The following is an 18708-nucleotide window of genomic DNA, read 5'->3' on the forward strand; positions in this document are numbered from 1 at the left end:
CAGGTGGGAGATGGATGGGTCAGACACCCACCCAATCAAAACATCTGTTTTAAAAGTACCAGTGCAAAACGCTCTGTTAGACAGCTGGTTGAATCCTTAAAGGCATTGCCCTTTAGGGTTAAACTACGTGCGACGAGGAATTCGTCCTCCCACAGACAACGCCCAATTCTCCCCTTGAACCCCGGCCCGTCCCGCAAGAGACTGCCGCCGTCCCATGGCTACCGCAACTTCTCCCATTCCCACGCTTCCCGATTCGACCGGCCACTTCGGCCAGTTCGGCGGGATGTTTGTCCCGGAAACCCTGATGGCTCCGCTGCAGGAGCTTTCCGCCGCCTATGATGCGGCGAAAGCGGACCCGGCGTTCCAAGCGGAACTCGATGATTTGCTCCACAACTATGTCGGTCGCCCGACGCCACTTTATTTCGCGGAGCGGTGGACGGAATTGCTCGGTGGCGCGAAAATTTACCTCAAGCGCGAGGACCTGCTGCACACCGGAGCCCACAAGATCAACAACGCCATCGGCCAGATCCTGCTGGCGAAACGGCTGGGAAAAAAGCGCATCATCGCGGAAACCGGAGCCGGCCAGCACGGCGTGGCGACCGCGACCGTTTGCGCACGCTTCGGCATGGAGTGCGTCGTTTACATGGGCAAGGTAGACATGGAGCGACAAGCTCTCAACGTCGCTCGTATGCGGTTGATGGGAGCGGAAGTCCGCGCGGTCACCGCCGGACAGGCCACACTCAAGGAAGCGGTGAACGAAGCGATGCGCGACTGGGTCGCCACGGTGGACCACACGCACTACATTCTCGGTTCGGCGCTCGGCTCGCATCCGTTTCCGATGATCGTCCGCGATTTCCACCGCGTGATCGGCATCGAGGCGCGCAGGCAGATTTTGGAAAAAGAAGGACGGCTTCCTGATTTGTTAGTCGCCTGCGTCGGCGGTGGATCCAATGCGATCGGGCTTTTCCATCCATTCCTCAACGATGAAAACGTCCGCATGGTCGGCGTGGAAGCCGGTGGCGACGGGATCATCCCGGAGCGCCATGCCGCGCGCTTCCAAGGTGGAAAGCTCGGCGTGTTGCAGGGGACGAAGACCTGGTTGCTGGCGAACGCCGACGGTCAGATCGAACTCACTCACTCGGTTTCCGCAGGTCTCGACTACGCCGCCGTCGGCCCGGAACACGCGTATCTCCAGGACATCGGTCGGGTAGAGTATACCTATGCGACCGACAATGAAGCGCTCGCCGCTTTCAAGGAACTCGCGCATAGCGAAGGCATCATCCCGGCGCTCGAGAGCGCGCACGCGATGGCCTATGTTTCGAAGATCGCGCCGAGCTTGCCGAAGGACTGTATTCTCATCGCCAACCTGTCCGGTCGCGGCGACAAGGATGTCGAGCAGGCGTCCAAGTTCCTGCTGCGCTGACGTTTACGAGAATTAGCTTTACCGGATGATCGGAATTCCTGAGTTTCCGATTGTATGAAAATCCTCGTGCCTTTGGCTGTGAGCATTGTCGGCAAACCTAGCCGGACGGCTCTCGCCCTCACCGTGTTCGCAGCCCTGTGCATCCCGGTTTCCGCACTGACGTTCAATTTCACCTTCACTCCGGAAAGCACGGCGCAGGACATCGCCGGTTTCAACGCCGCCGGTGCTTTTTGGTCTTCGAAATTCTCCGACAACGTCACCCTCAACATGGATGTCGGCACTGCGGCGCTGGGGACCGGCATCCTTGCGCAGGCCGGTTCCACCCAAGGCGAAGTGAGCTACACCGATTTCCGCAACCACCTCGCCGCGGATGCGACCAGCGCGTTTGACAACACCGCCCTTTCCTCCCTGGCGACCGGAACATCATTCGGAATGCTGTTGAACCGCACCTCGAACAATCCTAACGGTTCCGGCTCGGCCACCGCCTATCTCGACAACGACGGCGACGATAACAACACCACCCTGTATATTACCACCGCCAACGCCAAGGCCATCGGCTACACTTACGCGGGATCCGATGCCAGTATCACTTTCGGCAACTCCTTCAGTTGGGACTACGACAGCAGCAACGGTATTTCCTCCGGAAGTTATGACTTCGTCGGAATCGCCATCCATGAAATCGGCCACTCGCTCGGATTCATCAGCGGTGTGGATATCCTCGACGGCAACTCGCCGCCCATCAATGGCCCGTTTTCCGACGACCAGTTCACTTACGTCTCCTCGCTGGATCTATTCCGCTACTCGACCGCCAGCGCGGCGAGCGGTGTGATCGACTGGACCGCCAGCGCGACCAACAAATATTTCTCGCTGAACAACGGCACCACGGCAATCGCCGGTTTTTCGACCGGTTTAAATTTCGGTGACGGCCGCCAAGCGAGCCACTGGAAGGACAATCTCGGACTGGGCGTGATGGATCCAACCGCCGCCACCGGCGAGACTCTCGTCGCAGGCCCCAACGACTTTCTCGCATTCGACGTGATCGGCTGGGACGTCGTGCCTGAGCCATCATCCGTTCTGCTAGGCTCGTTCGGCATGTTGTTCGCAATGGGTCGCCGCCGCCGCTGAAAATGAGCAGACGCTCACGATCCCGACGAACGCCTCATGCCATCAGGCAAAGGAAGTTTCGGTGGGAGAACATGATCACCGGTGCCCTGATCCTGACAGCACTCGCTCTCGCCCTAGTCTTCATGATTGGCGAAGGTCTCATTCACCGGAAACCCAAGGCGAACCCGGAGATCCCCGCCCACATCGATCTACCCCCGTCTCCGATGGAGCCTGCTGCTCTCGCAGCCTTGGAGAAATTTTTCGAAGCCCCCGATCTCGCTTCGAAGGCAGCATTCGTTCGCGACGGCGAACGCGTCCGTCCGATGATGGAAGACTATCATAACCAGCGCGGCCATGCGTTTCCCACACTGGGTCGCGTCTCACCAGGACGCGCCGCAAGTTTCGACGAAGTCCCGATGGTTCTGTTCGAAGTCGAACCGTTTTCCGGCCCACGCTATCCGGTTGCGGTGGTGTGGGACGGTCATCGTTTCGCCGTCGATTGGGAGAGCCTAACTGCTTATGGCACCATCGACTGGAGTGAATTTCTCGAAATGAAACCCGCCGCCCCGCAAACACTGCGGGTATACGCCCAGGACGCTTCTGAGACCCAGCAACTCCCCGGCACACCGGATGGTTTCACCTGTTTCCGCATCGAACATCGTGACGATCCGCAACCGCTCGTTGCAATCGCCAGCGAAGAAGTCGCGGCAATGCTTAAGCCCCTGGTCGAAAACCAGCGGGCTCCGGTCACCTTGGAGATCGCGTGGAAACCCATCGGCCCCGGCGGAGTTCCGGTTCCCCAAATCCTGCGGCTGGTGGGTCCGAAGTGGAGCCATTGAGAAATAAAACGGCCGCCAAGGCTACAAACTGAGAGATTGACGGAGTTTCGTTATTTTTCGAGTATTTCACCTTCACGAAATACTAACTTCGGTCGCCCCGAGCAGTTTTCCCATCCCTATCAGATGTGTGGAGTCACCGAAACCCGATGATTACCAGTAATGGTAGATCAGCCTCGCAGCCCTAGTGTGAAACCTCGAAAAACTCCGTCATCTGGTTTTTCCCACCTGTCGCAACTATGAATTCCATTTCCCTGAAGATTGCTTTCAACCACCGGCTGGCACGAATCGCGGTTCTGATGACCGTGTCGCTCGCCACTCTCTCCGCCGCCACGCTGAACAAGCCGGTGATGTATGTGACGCAGGTTCCCATCCCGGATGAGAGGCTGGATAAGAACATCACGCTCTCGGAGATGAACATCACCACCACGATGATGAGTCCTCTCGCCGATCCGAAGGCCGCGCCCCGCGGTGGCGCGCTGTGGATCCGCTACGCCGACGGCAGCACGGTCAACCTCACCGAACTCGCCGGTTACGGCGGGCCGGTGGACGCGCATCACAATGCGATCGGACCGCAAGGCGCTAACAGCATCGCCGTGATGAAGCCGGCCATGCACTGGAGCGGCAGCAAGGCGATTTTCGCGATGGTGGTCGGCGCGCCTGCCAGCGCCAGCGACCCCACGGTGTTTCACTGGCAGCTTTACGAAATCACCAACTTCGGCCAAGGCCAGACGCCCGTCATCTCGATTGTCGCCGGCCAGCCTTCGAATTATAACAATTTCCACGCGTGCTACGACACCCAAGACCGCATTATTTTCGTCAGTGACGCGCCGCGCGGCATGCAGGCGAATCTCTATCCGCAGCTCGACGAATACATGTCGCTGCCGTGCAGCACCGGCCTGTGGCGGCTGGACCGGACGATCAACGAGCTGAAGCAAATCATCCACACGCCGTCGGGAGCGCAGTCGCCATTCATCGACAGCGCGGGCCGGGTCATCTTCGTGCAGTGGGACCACTTCACGCGCGATCCACAGGCATCGACGGACCGGCAACCAGTTGCGGGAAATGGCGACAACTGGGTGCAAACATTCAACGGCAGCGGAATCTTCAACACCGAGACACCGGGCGGCGCGTTCACCCTAGGGAATATTCCCGGCGCTTCGATCCCGTCCAATTTCGCATCCTACTCCGCACAGAACACCTATCCGGAGCCGCGGAATTTCGACAAGACCGCGCTCTCCGGCACCAACATGAATGGCAACGCGCTGAACCAATTCTTCCCGTGGGAATGCCGCGAGGACGGATCAAGCCATGAAGTCGCGAACCATGCCGGCCGCCATGAAATTTCATCTTCCGTCGGCCCGAGTTTCAATGACGACCTGAACCTCGTCACGCTCAACAACAGCGGCAAACCGACCGGGTTGAACTTCATGCAGCTCACTGAATCACCTGTCACTCCGGGCCTTTTCTTCGCGGTGAACGCCGTGGAATTCGGCACCCACGCGGCAGGGCCGATCGTTACCTATCAGATGGCGGACGGGGTGAATCCGGACACGCTCGCCCTCAAATACATCACTCCAGTTGCATCGCCGCCGAACCCCTTGTTGCAAGCGGAACTCGCGGCCCCAGGCATCGATACATTCCGCAATCCGACGCCTCTGACGGACAACACGCTGCTCGTCGTAACGACCAAAGCCACGCGCTTTGATGGAAATCTCTCCACCGCCGCCACGCCGAAATCGCGCTATGCCTTTCGTCTCCGCATGATGAACCAATCGACCAGCGGTGGCGTCACCACCTATTCGCTCGATTCCGCATTCGCGCCGACCTCGCAGTCCAACGTCAACATCAGCTATTACTCCGGCGGCCAGCCTGTTTCCTATCAGTGGCCGTTGTGGGAACTCGATCCAGTGGAAGTCGTCGCCCGCGCTAACAAGCCTGCGCAACTCGGCACCACGATCCCGAGTGTCGAACAATCCGTGTTCGATGAGGTCGGCGTTCATGCGCCGACGCTGCAAAATTACCTGCGCTCGAAAAACCTCGCCCTGCTGGTAAACCGCGATTCCACGCGCCGCGATTCCGCCGACAAACAGCAGCCTTATAATTTAAAGGTCGCATGGTCGAACACCCAAACCCTGGGTGCCGTGATCCCGACGGTGCCCCAGAAAATTTACGACATCGGCTGGATGCAGTTCATCCAGGCCGACGGTCTCCGCGGCTACACGCTGGACGGCAACAATGCCTCCGCCCTCCCCGTTCCCGGCCGGCGGATGATGCCGGTGCCGATGCACGACACCGCAGCGATTGCCGAAAACCCGCCTGTCGCGGGTGCTCCGGCGGGCGCGGTGAAACTCGGCAACGACGGCTCGTGGGCAGCCGTCCTGCCTGCCGGCCGCGCGATGTCATGGCACCTAACTGACACCGCCGGAACCAAGAGCCAGGTAAAGGAGCGTTACTGGGTCACCTTCGCGCCCGGCGAAGTCCGCACCTGTGCCGTCTGCCACGGCGTGAACACCAAGGATCAGGCGGGAAATCTGGGCGTCCCACTCAGCAAGCCGCAGGCGCTTTACACGATGTTGAACTATTGGAAATCGGCGAACCCACCCGGCACCTTGCAGCACGCGGCAACCAACACTTCTGTTATAAAATCCGCCGGTTCCGTCACGCTCCATGTCAACCGCACCGGCGGCAGCACCGGTCCGGCGAGCGTGAATTATACCACCACCGACGGCAGTGCTCTATCAGGAATCGATTACGACAGCGTGAGCGGGATCCTTAACTGGCTGGACGGCGATTCCTCACCGAAGCCCGTCACCATCGCCCTGCGCAATCCCACCACGATCGGCGCAAGCAAACAACTCACCGTCGCCCTCAGCAGCCCGCTGTACGGAGCTCTCGGCAATCCCGCGAGCGCCAGCGTGACCGTGGACGAACCACCGTTCCAAGCGTGGCTCTTCAACAAACTCGGAGCATCGGCAAATACGCCCGTCGGACTTCCATCGGCCGATCCCGACGACGACGGTATGGTGAATCTCCTCGAATGGGCGCTCAATGGAGATCCGTCCGTTAGCTCGCAAACACAACAGCCAACAGCGAGCCTGCAAAACAACCAGCTAACTATCAGCTTCACCCGCAACCTCTCCAGCACCGCCAAATCCATCGTCGAAGTTTCCGACGATCTCCAAAGCTGGACCGCCGGATCAACCTACAGCCCTGCGGGAAATACCCTCGATACCCCGGCCACCACCGACATCACGCCCCCAGGCAGTCCGGCGGGATTTACGGTCGTTAAAGACAACGCGGTTCAAGCCCCCGGCACACGAAGATTCATCCACGTGCGGGTGGAGGGACCTTGAAGCAAACCCGTCATTCCAAATTTGGGGAAGATTCGTCCTGCTATAACAGACTGCTTTCATCCAGCCGCCAGTTACTGAAGAAGCCGACGATCCACGATTTCCGTGGTGGTAATCATCCGGCTGGTGATATCGACATCCACATGCAGCTCTTCCGGCTTGGCGCGGATGGCTGCGCTTTCCACCGCCAGGCTGAACTGGGCTTCAATGCGATCAAGGTCGCTGTCGATATCCGCGAGGGTTTCGGTCCGGCGCTGCGAGGCTTCGAGGCGTTTCCACAGGAGTTCCAAAGTAGCTTGCTTGCTGGTGCGGGCGGTGGAACTCAGGGAATCCGTCCGCAGGTCCGTTTCGAGCTGGCGGAAGTCTTCCTCGATCTCCGTGCCGTCGGTCCGGTCGTTGGTTTCAGTGATGTGCTGGTGTGCGGCGAGAAGTTTTACAAACGCGGACTCTAACTGACGAAGACTGTCGAGATTTTCCCTCGCGGTGGGATCATTCGGCGCGAACTCGGTGTAGGCGCGCTCGATCTCACCGAGTTGCCCGTGGAGAGCCTCGCGGCGGGCGAGGTTTTCGCGGTTCAACCGTCCGACCGTGGAAATCAGTTGATTCTCGCTGACTGCCGCAGTGGCCTCGCATTCGAGGGCATCGACGACTTTACGGAAGCGGCCGCTGGAGGTCATCGTCCACAGATAGGCGGTTTCCCCGAGGATCCCTAGCAGCCAGAAGGCGGGATGGCCGAAGCCGAGCGCGAGAAAACCCGTCGTCGCAAGCACGTTCACCGGCACGGCTCCGAGCAGCGGGACACGCTCGCGAACAAGGAAGGCGGCTTTGAGATAACGCAACATGACCGATCGGCTGTTATTGGCCCCGCGCACGCTGCCAGCCGGTTAGCAGATTGGTGATGACATCCGCCGGCGGGGCTTCGCAGACGCTGGGAATCTCGATGCGCAGTCCGTTTTTCTGATAGGTCATGAACGGGCTGTCGGCTCCTTTCAGGGAAATGTTGGGTTCGGCGGGACGATAGCCGTGAACGAGTGCCTGCTTTTGCGCGGTTTCGCTTAGAAGAAACGCGAGGAACGATTCGGCGGCCTTGCGCTCATCCTGCCCGAGCCAATCGGAGTTGATAATGTAGTAGGGATTGTCATTCCAGATGTTCAGCCCCGGATAGGCGACATGCAGGGAACCCCAGCGGCCCTCGGCATTTTTCAAATAATCGATCACCACACTCTCGTAAACCATCAGCGCGTCATAGGTTGCAGGTCCCTTGAGAACCATGTCGCGCATCATGTTGCCGGTGCTGTTGCCCATGCCAGCGAGGCTCCGCGCAAACCCTTTCAGCCATTGATTGAAGTCCGCGTCCACCACGTCGCTCATTGTCAGGCGTTCTGTTTTCTCACGGAATTGCTGTGCGGCCAGCACCAGAGTGAGCAGCCCGCTGTTGGACTGGTTGGGATCGCTGATGCCGAATTTGAAGAAGCCCCACTCGGGCTTTCCCGCGATGCCCTGCCAGCCGCCGGGAGCGTGCAAGGCCTCGTTCACCGTCTTGAAACTAACTTCTTTGTATTTGCCGATGAATGCCTCGTGGCGTTCTTCCCAGAATACGAAGACCATCGGCGAGAGCGCAAGTTGCTCTTCTTTAATGAACGGATCACCACGATGGTTCAGCGACCATTCCTGAATGAAGACGTCGCGATAGGCGCTGCTGGCGGGAGTCCAGACGTGGATGCGTTCCTTTTCGTTCACAGTGGCGCGGGCTCCTTCGAGCGAGCCTTTCGGGATCAGCTCGATGTTGATGTTGCGGCCTTGGGGGGTTGCCGCGAATTGCTCCACCGCCCACTCCAGCCAGCGCTTTTTCTCGGTGCCATATGCGATGCGCAGCGTGCAGGGAACGGCGGGCGGATTGCCAGTCGCGGATTTCGTGGGCGCGGCGCTACCACTATCTGTGGCTTTGGTGCCGGTCTCGCGGCCAGCGGGTTTGTTGAAAAGATACCAGGCGCCGAATCCGCACACGGCGAGGAAGGCGAGCATGAAGAGCCGCCCGATCAGGGTGAGGCGGGGTCCGTCGTTGTCAGGCATGGGCGTGGGCGGGAGGTGGTTGGTTAGAAAAACGTGGAGATTTCCTTGAACACGGCTTCGATGTTCTCGGTCGTGCCGCGGTAAAATTTGGCACGCGTGGTGTTGGCGATTTTTTCCAACACTTCGGCCTGGGCGTCCTTGCCGTAACCAATCGTGAAAACACGGATACCGCCGCCCTCCTGATCGGCCTCAAGCTCGCGGAGCACCTGGTCGAGTTTCGCCTTGCTGTTGGTATCGGCACCATCGGTTAGGACGACCAGGGCGCTGATCTTGTCGGGCGTCGGCTTTGCCTTCATGTCGCGGTGCGCGGTGAGAATCGCGTCGTAGAGCGCGGTGCCACCATCGGCGAAAAACGAGTTCACGGTGGTGGTCGCCTGCGACCGCTGGCTGCTCATAACCTGATCTTGCATGGCCCAGTTCACCGTGTTGTTGAAGGGCAGGATCGACAGCGTATCTTCGGATCCCAACATCGAGATCAGGCTCCGCGCGCCCTCCTTGGCGAAGCGGATCTTGTCATTTTCCTGCATGCTCCCCGAGACATCCATCACCAGCGACACGTGACTCTTTTTCTTGTGGACGCGCCAGAGATCGAGCGCGGCCTGGATCACCGCTGCTTCCGGGACATCCAACGTCGTCTGCGGCTCTTTGGGATTGACGCCGTGCGCGGCATCGAAGGGCGCTCCAAGCGGGATGCCGACATCGCCAGGGCGAAAACCAAACTCCATCGCCCGTTCCTGCTGCGGCCTTGCCGTTAGGAAATCGAGGTATTTCCGCGCCGCCTCGCGGTGTTCCGGCGTTACCCAATCGCGCTCGACGATTGCCGCCGGATGATCGCTCCAGAACGTGCCTTCCTTCGGATAGATGGCGACCAGCGGGAACGGCAGACCCTTTTCCGAGAGGGATTCAATCACCATATTTTCATACAACACCGCGGCGCTCAAATACCTCGGGCCGCCGCTAAACATTTTCCGGCCGAAAAACCCGGTGCTCTCGCCGTAATGAACGACCGCGCTTTCTATCTGTTTGAGATACTCGGCGGTGCGCGGTTGACCGACGTCGGCGAGGTCCAGTCCGCGCACTTTTCCCGAGGCCGCATAAACCTCCGCCAGCACGCTGATCAATCCGCTGTTGCTGAACTCCGGATGCGTGTGGCCGAAGCGGAACGCACCCCACTGCGGGAAGCCCTTCCCCGCCCAGCCTTGCGGACTCATCGCCATCTCCTGGATGTCTTTCCAACCGACCGGTTTTTCCGGCCAACCCAACGCTTTCGCCATCGGTTCCCACATCGCGATGACCACCGGCGACAGCACGAGGTTCACCGGTTCGCCCACCAGCGGCTTGCCCGTTTTCGTCTGGGATTCCGCAGTGCCCAGCTTGAGGAAAGCGGCGGATGCCGGACTGATGATGTGCGGCTGGCGTTTTCCGGAAAGGACCTCGTTCACGCAGTCGCCCGAACCCATCGGCAGCGCTTGCACATGGATCGCCTTGCCATCTTTCGTCTTGATGCCGGCGGCGTGAAAATCCTTGGTGACCGCTTCGATCCACTTCTGCTTTTCCGAGCCGTAGGTGAACACCAGATCCACCGCGTTTTCCGCACCTGATGAACTTGTGGATTCTTTCTCTACCGCCGGTTTGGAGGAAGGTTTACATGCAGTTCCTCCCAACAGAAACACAGTAAGCAAAGCCCGAATCACAAGCATTTTGGACATGTCTCACTCAAAGGAACGGCCAACGAAAGAGCAAGGGGAATCCCGGCGCGAATTTCCAATGACAGGATGGAAACCCGTGTTCCACCGAAGTCGATCAAATCAGCGGTTGCCAAATCCAGCATACCGGAACCACCGACCTTCTGTTTAAGTGATTCCGAACCGCCGCGAGCAGGCGGCTAACCGATCTTGGGTACCCATCGCCAACCGTTTGGCGATTTAATCTTCTCCCGCATGCTCCGAAAGAGAATCGTTGAGATCGCTTCAACAGATTCCCGGGATTGACTGTTTTTCACCAGTTTTCAGGCGACAGCCATCTGAACCTGCTGGTCCACATCGTCGCGGAGGTTCTCGATGATGTAGTCTTGGCGGTCGGGCGTGTTCTTGCCCGGAAAAGATCAAACAGACACCGCGGTCCTGTGAATTGAGGGGCCGCCAACGGAAGGAGTGAAGGGTTTTTCGCCGGCGAAAAAATGTCGGGATTTTGAAAAAACCTGTCTTCCGAGGGGGTGCTCGAAGACGTATCCTTAGCAGAACACCCCATGTCCGAGCACCTCGAAACCGACGACAGCACCCTGCTGAATGATTTCCGCGACAAGCGCAGTGACGCCGCCTTCACAGAACTCGTGCGGCGCCACTTGCCGTTAGTTTTCCATGTGGCGCGGCGGCGGCTGGGATCCGCCGCCCTAGCAGAAGAAGCGGCCCAAAATGCGTTTGCCCGGCTGGCGGCCAAGGCAGCAGCCGTCTCCCACCACCCCGAGCGTCTCAGGGCATGGCTGCACCGCACCGCGTATTTCGAAGCCAGCACCCTCGCCCGCAAGGAAACACGGCTTTCCCGCCTGCCCATTCCTCCACCCTCCACCACCGAGCCGATGAACCGTCCGGAAATCTACGATCACTTGGACGAGGCTCTCAGCAAATTGCCTGAACTTGATCGCGAGCTCGTCCTCCGCCATTGCTGCGGCGGCGAGGACTATCGGCGGATGGCTGCTGAAGTTGGAAAGTCGGAAGCGGCGTGCCAGAAGCGCGTCGAGCGGGCGTTAGGGCGACTCGGCCAAGGGCTGGGTGCGGCGCGCAGCGCTGGAGTCGTGATCGCCGCGTTGGCCACATTGAATTCAAAGAGCTCCGCGATGCCGGCCGCGGAACGGATCGCCCAAGCCGCACTGCAAGCCTCGTCGCTAACAACCAACACCGTGAGTGCGGTGACGGGATTCAAACTGGCGGCTTGCGCGGTGATGGTGATGGCCGGGGCTGCGGCGGGCTGGAAAACAGAGTCAAAAGCGGATTCCACCAGGGAGCCGATGACAGTGGCCACCGTTCGAACGAAGTCCAACCGCGAACGGACACCGGTTAGCATCAGCGCTCCGCTGCCTCCCCGACCTGCGCCCGTTTCCCGATCCCTGGACCAAATTCTGGAATCCATCCAAGCCGGTCGTTTGCTGCCCTTGGTCGAGTATTTGCCGCAGGCCAGCGCGGCCGATTTGCAGGCGATCATGGCCGAGGACGACACCAGAGATTTGAGCGAAGGCATGGGATCGTTCCAGCTCGCCCACACGCTGGCGGCGAAGCGCTGGGCAGAGATCGAGCCGGAAAAGGCGTTCGCGTATGGAGTTTACCGATCCACTCCGCTCGCGGCGAGAATGCTGGCGAGATGGATGGCGATGGATCCCGGCTCCGCCGCCGAGGCTTTCCGGGCCCTGCCGCGAGGGGAGCGGATTGCCATTGCCCGGGCAATGGTGGATGAGGACGATCGGGTCGCAGGGAAACTGGCGGCTGCTGATCCGAGTATGGCGTGGGTGGTCGCGGAAGAGCGAATGAGTCAGCCTGATCTGGAAACTGAGGAACAGGACGCAGCGGCACGGATCGCCCGGTTGGTGGACTCGCCGGGACGGGCCGAACCGGATGAAGCGGAAACGAACAAAATCCGGAATGCGTTTTTCCTCGTATCCTTGGATGACTCCGCGAAGGCGTGGAAACTGGCGCAGTCCATCCCATCGGAGAAATTGCGCGAAGAAATTCTCGCCGGGCTCAAGCCCTCCTCAGTGGACGGATTGGCACCCGGCCAGTTGCGTACTGAAGCCGTTGCGAATGACGCCGGAAAGCGGATGGACTCCGATCCTGAATCCGTCATCCGCCAATTGTCCGATGCGCCACCAGGCCCCGAACGGGATGCGATCTATCAGGCAGTTTCATCGAGACTCGCCGGCAGCGATCCGTGGCGGTTGCTGAAAGTGACATCTTCCTTGAATGGCTTTGTGGGCGGCGGTGTGGACGGCACCGGCGGCGATCTCAAACTCGCCTTGGAATACGCCGGCCGGGACGATCCGCGGCGGGCCTTGGCTGAGCTGCGGGAAATTGTCGCAAGAATGGACAACTTCGGTGGGCCGAACGATCTCGCAAAATCGCTGGTGATCGGTTGGCTGCAAAAAGATCCGGTAGCGGCGATTACGTGGAACGCGAAAGCCGGTATCAGCTGGGATGCCAATGATCTCCGCAAAGCTCTCGACAAAGCTCAGGGCGGAGCGGACCTTTTCCTGAAGCTGTTAGCCAGCGATGACAAATCGGTCCAGGGGATGGGAAGATTCGGCCTTTCGCCCTTCGTCGATGCCGCCTTGGCTAGCGGTGATGCATCCGCGTTGCTGGCGAAAATCCCGCAACCCATCGCAGACGAGATGCTGAAGTGGAATGCCGCATCGGCTATCGGCAAAGGCAATTTTGACGAAGGTTTCAGGATCGCCGCAATGGCCTCCGAAACCGCCCGTAGCGAAACGATCCTGCCGCAGATGGCGCTCATCGCCTTCCGCCAGGATCCGCCTGGAGCGGTGGCGTGGTTGAACTCGCTCGTTGCCGCAGATCGCCAACACGCGGTGGCCGGCCTGCGGACGATTTTGAGTGATCCATCAGGCGGCGGTGCCGAACTTGAGAAATTTCAACCCTTCATCCAACAGCTCCAACCATGAAAAAGCTCCGTCCCCTGCTGATGCCACTGGCCTGTTTCGCCGCAGCCTGGGCAATCACTCTCGCGGTTAGATCCCAATGGATGCCCGGCACCGTGGAAACTCCTAACCAGTCTCCCGATTCCATTTCCCTATCACCGGCACGCGGTCCACGCCGAATTTCCGGCGACAAACTGGCGGAAGATTTCGGCAATCGCCCGATGTCGGAATGGGCGGCGCTGTGGGAGCAATTCGCTGCCGGTGCCTCCAGCGAAGACCTGAAAAATCTTCCCAAAATTCCCTATCCTGGCCGGGGGCGTTATGGCGTTCTGGGTAAAGATCTTCTCCAGACGCTCGGCCAGGAAGAGCTGGCGAGCCGCGCGGGCGAAATCACGGCAAGGCAGCCGGCATCGTTCGCCGCGTTGGCCGAGACCGATCCGGAGGCGGCGTGGCAGGCCCTGGGCTCGCACAACTGGTACCCCGTTGCCCTGGCGACTCTCAGGACATTGGCGGCTAAGGACCCGGAGGAAACCCTGCGGAGATTCCAAGCCATGCCACCACCGGGGCGCGATCCGTTTCAAAACCCGTTTGATAGCGAGTCGCACGGGGTGATCAGGCACTCGCCGTTAGGGACGATTTTCGCCGCTTGGGCGCGGAAAGATCTTGAAGCGGCCACCGCCGCGGCGAGGAAACTTTCGCCCTTGGATCAACTCACGGCGGCTAACGAAATCGGGATGACCTGGGCATTTCAGGATGGCCCGGCCGCGATCCACCACGCTCTCGATTCCCCCCGCGCCGGGCGGCTTGATGTGATGCTGAGGGCGTCGTTCCGCACGCATCCGGAGGAAACCTGCAAGCTCGTTAAGGAAACTCCACGGCTTCGCGAATTGATGGGAGAATCGCCTGGCTCTGAGGTTGCTCTTCCCGCATGGGCGGACGCCGACCCGGACGCGGTGATTCCCTGGTTGCTCAATTTTCCTGATGAGCAAAAATTGAGGGGGCTGCTGTGGAGCGTGCTCCATAGCAAACCGGAAACGCTGGCCCGCGTCATCCGGGGACTCGCTGCCGGCGGTTCGAACACTGGAAATCCGTTTGTGAAATCCATCTACACCCGCAATCCCGAACTCGGCGAATCACTCGCCAAGGAATTGGGAATCGATCTATCCGGTTCGGAATTTGAAAGCATCCGGATTGAAATGGATCCCGAGGATGCCTGTGACCGCTGGCTTGACGCTCTGGCAGAAAACCCGGATCCGGATGCCGCGCTCGCCGCCCTCGGCTGGACCAGGGAAACCGCCTGCGCAGTGGCGGCCCGCGCATCAAAATCCTTCCCGGACAAGGCTGCGGCATTGGCAAAACTCGTGCCAGCTTCGTCGCTGGATGCCACGAATCGCTGGCGGGGGCCCAATTCTGATATCGTCCGCTACTGGCCGGAACTCGAAGGATCGCAGACCAATCAAAATTCAGGCGGCGATAGGAGACCAAAGTTCCCCGAGTCTCTCTTCAAACTGGATCCTGCCGCAGGAGCCGCGGAGCTGCTCAAACGGCCGCTGACGAGCGATGACGCGAGCCGGGCCATCGAACTGTGGGCACCCTACGATCCGGAAGCCGCCCGGCAATGGCTTGAGCAAATCGCAGACGATGAAGTCCGCACCAGTGGCAAACTCGCTCTGGCCAAGGTCCTTTCCACCCGCGATCCAGCGGCTGCCTTAACTCTGCTCAGCCAAGGCGACCACGACCGGAATCGAAGTGAGGATGTTTGGACTACCAGCCTGACCCGGCTGATGCAGCAAGGTGGAGATTGGAAAAGCTGGGTCGCCCGGTTGCCAGCATCGGTCGCAGGAAATCACTTCTGGCTGACCCACCAACTTGAAATGCAAGCGAAGGTGCTGGAGCAGTTGAAAGCGCTATGAAACGTGGCCGTGGATGTCCGGAAATGCCGCGATCAAAGCTACGTCCCAATCTATCACCCGCGCCGCGCTGCCTCGATCTTCGCGACGTCGATCTTGCCCATCTCCATCATCGCAGCGAAGGCACGTTTGGCTTCTTCCCCGCCGGCGGCCATCGCCTCGGTGAGCACGCGCGGCGTGATCTGCCATGAAATCCCCCATCGGTCCCGGCACCAGCCGCAGCAGCTTTCCTCGCCGCCGTTGCCCACGATCGTGTCCCAATAGCGGTCCGTTTCCTCCTGCGTTTCGGTCGCGACTTGAAAGGAAAACGCCTCGCTGTGCTTGAACGCCGGTCCGCCATTGAGACCCATGCAGGGAATGCCGAGCACGGTGAAATCAACCGTCAGCACATCGCCCTCCTTGCCCGACGGATAGTCGCCGGGCGCATGGTGGACGGCAATCACCTCGCTGTCCGGAAACGTCGCGGCATAAAACCGCGCCGCATCGAGCGCGTCCTTGTCGAACCACAGGCAGATCGTGTTTTTGGGGATGGGGGTTTTCATGAGGGAGTCTCGCAAGGATAGGCATGATCCGTCGAGGCGTCACCGGAAAATTGCGAACGTGTCTAGGCAATGCAACGTCTAGGTTCACCATCCCGGTGTCAACCTCGGTCGCAATCCGCAGCCGCTTTGAGGCGGGTATCGCCAAGGCTAAGACCGCCTGCATCAACAGCGGACAGCGGGTGGAGGACCATTTCGTCGGATCCGACCAAATGGTCGAGATCGGCAGCGGGGCGCAACGGAAGCTGAAGACCGTGATGATGTCGCGCTACGCTTGTTACCTCGTCATCCAGAACGCGGATCCAGCCAAGGAAACCGTGGCGCAGGGGCAGACCTACTTCGCCATCCAGACCCGGCGGCAGGAATTGAGTGATGAGGAACTGGAGGAGCAGCGCCGTCTCGCGATCCGCTCGGATCTCCGCACCCACAACAGCCAGCTTGCCGAGGCGGCGAGAGACGCAGGCGTCATCGAGTCCCGTGATTACGCCATTTTCCAAAACCACGGCTACATGGGCCTCTACGGAGGCTTGGGAGCGCAGGACATTCATCATCGCAAGGGATTGAAGAAAGAAGAGCAAATCCTCGACCACATGGGCAGCACCGAGTTGGCTGCAAATCTTTTCCGCGCAACCCAAGCGGAAGACAAGCTGCGACGCGAAAAGATCAGCGGGAAAGACAACGCGAACCGGACCCACCGCGAAGTCGGAGCCAAAGTGCGCCAAACGATCAAAGAGCTCGGCGGCACCATGCCCGAGGAACTGCCAAGCGCCGGGAGCATCAAGAAACTGGAATCCAAAGCCCGCAAAGCGCTGAAGAAGCAGCAACCGTGAACGAAGACTTTAGTAGAAAATAGTTAGATTCTCCTGGGAATTCGAGCGGAATAAATTCCGCGGTTCAGTTTCAAGCCACCGCCACTTCGATCTGCTTGTCCACGTCGTCGCGGAGGTTCTCGATGATGTAGTCCTGGCGGTCCGGGGTGTTTTTGCCCATGTAGAAGGCTAACAATTCCTTCACGCCCTTGCCTTCCTCGTACTCGACGTGGTCGAGGCGCATGTCGGGGCCAATCATGAAGCTGAACTCGTCGGGCGAGATTTCTCCGAGGCCTTTGAAGCGGGTGATCTCGGCTGCTTTGCCGAGTTTCGCCATCGCCTTTTTCCGCTCGTCGTCGTCGTAACAGTAGATGGTTTCCTTCTTGTTGCGGACGCGGAACAGCGGGGTTTGCAGAATCCACAGGTGCCCGTCGCGGATCATCTCCGGGAAAAACTGGAGGAAGAACGTGAGAAGCAGCAGGCGGATGTGCATGCCATCGACGTCGGCATCGGTGGCGATGACGACTTTGTTATAGCGCAGGTATTCAATGCCGTCCTCGATGTTGAGCGCGGCCTGGAGCAGGGCGAATTCCTCGTTTTCGTAAACGATCTTGCGTGGCAACGAGTAAGTGTTGAGCGGCTTGCCACGCAGCGAGAAGACCGCCTGCGTCTCCACGTCGCGGCTCTTGGTGATGGAGCCGGAAGCGGAGTCGCCCTCGGTGATGAAGAGTGTGGATTCCTCGCGGCGCTTGTGCTTGCTGTCGTAGCGGACGCGGCAGTCGCGGAGTTTCTTGTTATGAACTTTCGCCTGCTTGGAACGCTCTCTAGCAAGTTTCTGAATTCCCTTGAGATCCTTGCGCTCGCGCTCGGCGGCGAGGATTCGCTTGAGGATCGCCTCTGCCGTTTTTGGATTCTTGTGAAGGTAGTTATCGAGATTGGTTTTGAGGAAATTCCCGATGAAGGTGCGCAGCGATTCGCCGTCTGGCGCGATGCCGGCGGAGCCCAGCTTGGTCTTGGTCTGCGACTCGAAGACAGGCTCCATGATCCGTACGCAAATCGCAGCCTCGATGCCTGCCCGGATGTCGGATGGCTCGTATTGCTTTTTAAAGAAGCCACGAATGACCGCCACCAGCGCCTCGCGGAATGCGGCGAGGTGGGTGCCGCCTTGCGAGGTGTTCTGGCCGTTGACGAAAGTGTAGTATTCCTCGCCGCTCTCGGGCGTGTGGGTGAAAGCGATTTCGATGTCCTTGCCGACGAGATGGATCGGCGGATAGAGCGCCTCGTTCTCCATTTCCTCGCGCAGCAGATCGAGCAGTCCATCCTTCGAACGGAATTTTTTACCGTTGAAAACAACGGTGAGCGCCGGATTCAGATAGGAATAGTAGCGGCACATCTTTTCGACGAACGCTTCCTTGTATTTCGCCTTGGCGGGGAAAATCGTGCGATCGAGTTCAAAGGCGAGGCGGGTGCCATTCACGCCGTCGTCGCGGCGCGGGTTTTTCATGTCCACGGTGAGCAGGCCTTTCGAGAATTCGAGAGCCTTAGTCTCACCTTCGCGCCACGCTTGGATTTCGAAAAACGTGGAAAGCGCGTTCACCGCCTTGATGCCGACGCCGTTGAGGCCGACGGATTTCTTGAACGCCTCACTGTCATACTTGGCACCGGTGTTGATCTGGGCCGCGCAGTCGAAGAGTTTTCCTAACGGAATTCCGCGTCCGAAGTCGCGCACTTCCGCGCGGCCTTCCTCGTCGATCTCGATGCGCACTTCCTTGCCGTAGCCCATGATGTGCTCGTCGATCGAGTTATCGACCGCCTCCTTGAGCAGGATGTAGAGGCCGTCGTCGGGCGAACTGCCGTCGCCGAGTTTCCCGATGTACATTCCCGGGCGCATGCGGATGTGTTCGCGCCAGTCGAGTGATTTGATGTCGTCTTCGGTGTAATTCGCAGCCATGGGGAAAATCGTTTCGGAGTTCCTAAACGGTTGCCGCGGCAGGCGCAAGGGCGGTGACGATCCGGGAA

The 18708-nt window shown here is 59.5% G+C and carries 12 protein-coding genes; 7 read left to right on the forward strand and 5 right to left on the reverse strand.

Translation table 11 applies throughout. The features are described 5' to 3' along the window. Positions 1 to 214: 214 nt before the first annotated feature. The 4 genes from trpB to ABIQ96_RS01900 all read left to right on the forward strand — a co-directional run bounded on the left by trpB (position 215) and on the right by ABIQ96_RS01900 (position 6719). Positions 215 to 1423 carry a tryptophan synthase subunit beta gene (trpB, locus tag ABIQ96_RS01885; protein ID WP_348212840.1) on the forward strand — a complete coding sequence of 403 codons (1209 nt, stop codon included), beginning with the start codon at positions 215 to 217 and terminating at the stop codon, positions 1421 to 1423. 54 nt (positions 1424 to 1477) lie between these two features. After that, positions 1478 to 2548 carry an NF038122 family metalloprotease gene (locus tag ABIQ96_RS01890; protein WP_348212841.1) on the forward strand — a complete coding sequence of 357 codons (1071 nt, stop codon included), beginning with the start codon at positions 1478 to 1480 and terminating at the stop codon, positions 2546 to 2548. 71 nt (positions 2549 to 2619) lie between these two features. Next, entirely contained in the window at positions 2620 to 3366 is a 747-nt protein-coding gene (locus ABIQ96_RS01895) for a hypothetical protein (protein WP_348212842.1), read from the forward strand. Positions 3367 to 3602: 236 nt separating this feature from the next. Beyond that, positions 3603 to 6719, forward strand: coding sequence for a Calx-beta domain-containing protein (locus ABIQ96_RS01900; protein ID WP_348212843.1), 3117 nt, complete (start codon positions 3603 to 3605; stop codon positions 6717 to 6719). Positions 6720 to 6790: 71 nt separating this feature from the next. On the opposite strand, the gene ABIQ96_RS01905 is transcribed toward ABIQ96_RS01900, so the two are convergent. Genes ABIQ96_RS01905 through ABIQ96_RS01915 form a run of 3 tightly spaced genes read right to left on the reverse strand, consistent with a single transcriptional unit; the run spans position 6791 to position 10498 of the window. Further along, positions 6791 to 7558 (reverse strand): hypothetical protein, encoded by a 768-nt coding sequence (locus ABIQ96_RS01905; protein WP_348212844.1) that lies wholly within the window; start codon positions 7556 to 7558, stop codon positions 6791 to 6793. Between the two features lie 13 nt (positions 7559 to 7571). Next, positions 7572 to 8789: an extracellular solute-binding protein gene (locus ABIQ96_RS01910; RefSeq protein ID WP_348212845.1), complete on the reverse strand. Its 1218-nt coding sequence runs from the start codon at positions 8787 to 8789 to the stop codon at positions 7572 to 7574. 23 nt (positions 8790 to 8812) lie between these two features. Next, positions 8813 to 10498 carry a substrate-binding and VWA domain-containing protein gene (locus ABIQ96_RS01915; RefSeq protein WP_348212846.1) on the reverse strand — a complete coding sequence of 562 codons (1686 nt, stop codon included), beginning with the start codon at positions 10496 to 10498 and terminating at the stop codon, positions 8813 to 8815. 539 nt (positions 10499 to 11037) lie between these two features. Between ABIQ96_RS01915 and ABIQ96_RS01920 the strand changes: the two genes are divergently transcribed. Next, positions 11038 to 13455, forward strand: a complete 2418-nt coding sequence (locus ABIQ96_RS01920; protein WP_348212847.1) for a sigma-70 family RNA polymerase sigma factor — start codon at positions 11038 to 11040, stop codon at positions 13453 to 13455. Further along, positions 13452 to 15344: a hypothetical protein gene (locus ABIQ96_RS01925; protein WP_348212848.1), complete on the forward strand. Its 1893-nt coding sequence runs from the start codon at positions 13452 to 13454 to the stop codon at positions 15342 to 15344. The genes ABIQ96_RS01920 and ABIQ96_RS01925 overlap by 4 nt, the downstream gene beginning before the upstream one ends. A gap of 53 nt (positions 15345 to 15397) precedes the next feature. On the opposite strand, the gene ABIQ96_RS01930 is transcribed toward ABIQ96_RS01925, so the two are convergent. Continuing rightward, entirely contained in the window at positions 15398 to 15871 is a 474-nt protein-coding gene (locus ABIQ96_RS01930; RefSeq protein ID WP_348212921.1) for a VOC family protein, read from the reverse strand. Between the two features lie 107 nt (positions 15872 to 15978). Here ABIQ96_RS01930 and dinD point away from each other — a divergent pair, with 107 nt between their 5' ends. Continuing rightward, positions 15979 to 16710: a DNA damage-inducible protein D gene (dinD, locus tag ABIQ96_RS01935; protein WP_348212849.1), complete on the forward strand. Its 732-nt coding sequence runs from the start codon at positions 15979 to 15981 to the stop codon at positions 16708 to 16710. Between the two features lie 70 nt (positions 16711 to 16780). Here the strand turns inward: dinD and ABIQ96_RS01940 are convergent, their stop codons facing one another. Continuing rightward, positions 16781 to 18640 carry a DNA topoisomerase IV subunit B gene (locus ABIQ96_RS01940; RefSeq protein ID WP_348212850.1) on the reverse strand — a complete coding sequence of 620 codons (1860 nt, stop codon included), beginning with the start codon at positions 18638 to 18640 and terminating at the stop codon, positions 16781 to 16783. Between the last annotated feature and the right edge of the window lie 68 nt (positions 18641 to 18708).

Source organism: Luteolibacter sp., assembly GCF_039920825.1.
Lineage (GTDB): Bacteria > Verrucomicrobiota > Verrucomicrobiia > Verrucomicrobiales > Akkermansiaceae > Luteolibacter.